2 protein-coding genes are annotated in these 1,035 nt (G+C 69.3%); both read left to right on the top strand.

Features of this window, described 5'->3' with window-relative positions; genetic code table 11:
• Positions 1-679: Bug family tripartite tricarboxylate transporter substrate binding protein (locus ACSFA3_RS25995; protein ID WP_435508185.1), on the top strand; the 679-nt coding region annotated here is incomplete at its 5' end.
• A 49-nt stretch (positions 680-728) separates the two neighbouring features.
• Positions 729-1,035, top strand: a 307-nt coding sequence (locus ACSFA3_RS26000; RefSeq protein WP_435508186.1) for a LysR family transcriptional regulator, incomplete at its 3' end; no start/stop codon positions are given.

Below are 1,035 nucleotides of genomic sequence, written 5' to 3' on the forward strand. Positions count from 1 at the left end.
GTTCTCGGTGAACCCGTCGCTGCGCAAGCTGCCCTTCGACGCGGCGAAAGATTTCATTCCGGTGTCGCTGGTGGCCACCGCGCCGCAGATCCTCGTCGTGCCGACCAGTGCGCCCTACAAGACCGTGGCGGAGTTCATCGACTTCGCGCGCAAGAACCCGGGCAAGCTGAGCTTTGCGTCGGCAGGTGGCGGCACCGGCTCGCACCTGGCGGGCGAAGCCCTGAACGAGCAGGCGAAGATCAACCTGATGCACGTGCCTTACAAAGGCGGCGCGCCCGCGCTGACCGACGTGATGGGCGAGCAGGTGTCGGCCTACTTCGGCAACGTGGCCTCGACGCTGGGCTACGTCAAGGGCGGCAAGCTGCGCGCGCTGGCCGTCACATCGGCCAAACGCCTGCCGGTGATGCCCGAGGTGCCGACCGTGGGCGAGAGCTACAAGGGCTTTGAGGCGGTGGACTGGAAGGCGCTCGTCGTGCCGGCCGGCACGCCCGCCGACATCGTGAAGAAGCTCAACGCCGCGGTCGACAAGGCGCTGGCCAAGCCCGCGACCATCTCGCAGCTGCTGGCCGAAGGCAGCACGCCCGTGGGCGGCAGTCCGGAGCAGGCGGCGCAGTACATCAAGGCGGAGCATGCGCGCTGGGGCGAAGCGGTGCGCGAGGCGGGCGTGCGGCCCGAATAGGCGCCCTCCAACTAACCAACAAACAGGCGGGCGATATAGTTTCCGCCCCATGGACCGCCTCAAGCAGCTCGAATCCTTCGTCTCGGTCGCGACGCGCGGCGGGCTCACGGCCGCGGCCAAGGCCGAAGGCGTGGCGCCCGCGATCATGGGGCGGCGGCTCGATGCGCTGGAGGAGCGCCTGGGCGTCAAGCTGCTGGTGCGCACCACGCGCCGCATCACGCTCACGCACGAAGGCAGCGCCTTCCTCGAAGACTGCCAGCGCCTTTTGACCGAGTTCGCCAACGCCGAAGCCAGCGTGAGCGCCGGCGGCATCAAGGCCAGCGGCCATCTGCGCGTGACGGCGCCGGCCGGCTTCG

This window comes from Variovorax glucosi (genome assembly GCF_051216695.1).
Classification (GTDB): Bacteria; Pseudomonadota; Gammaproteobacteria; order Burkholderiales; family Burkholderiaceae_C; genus Variovorax.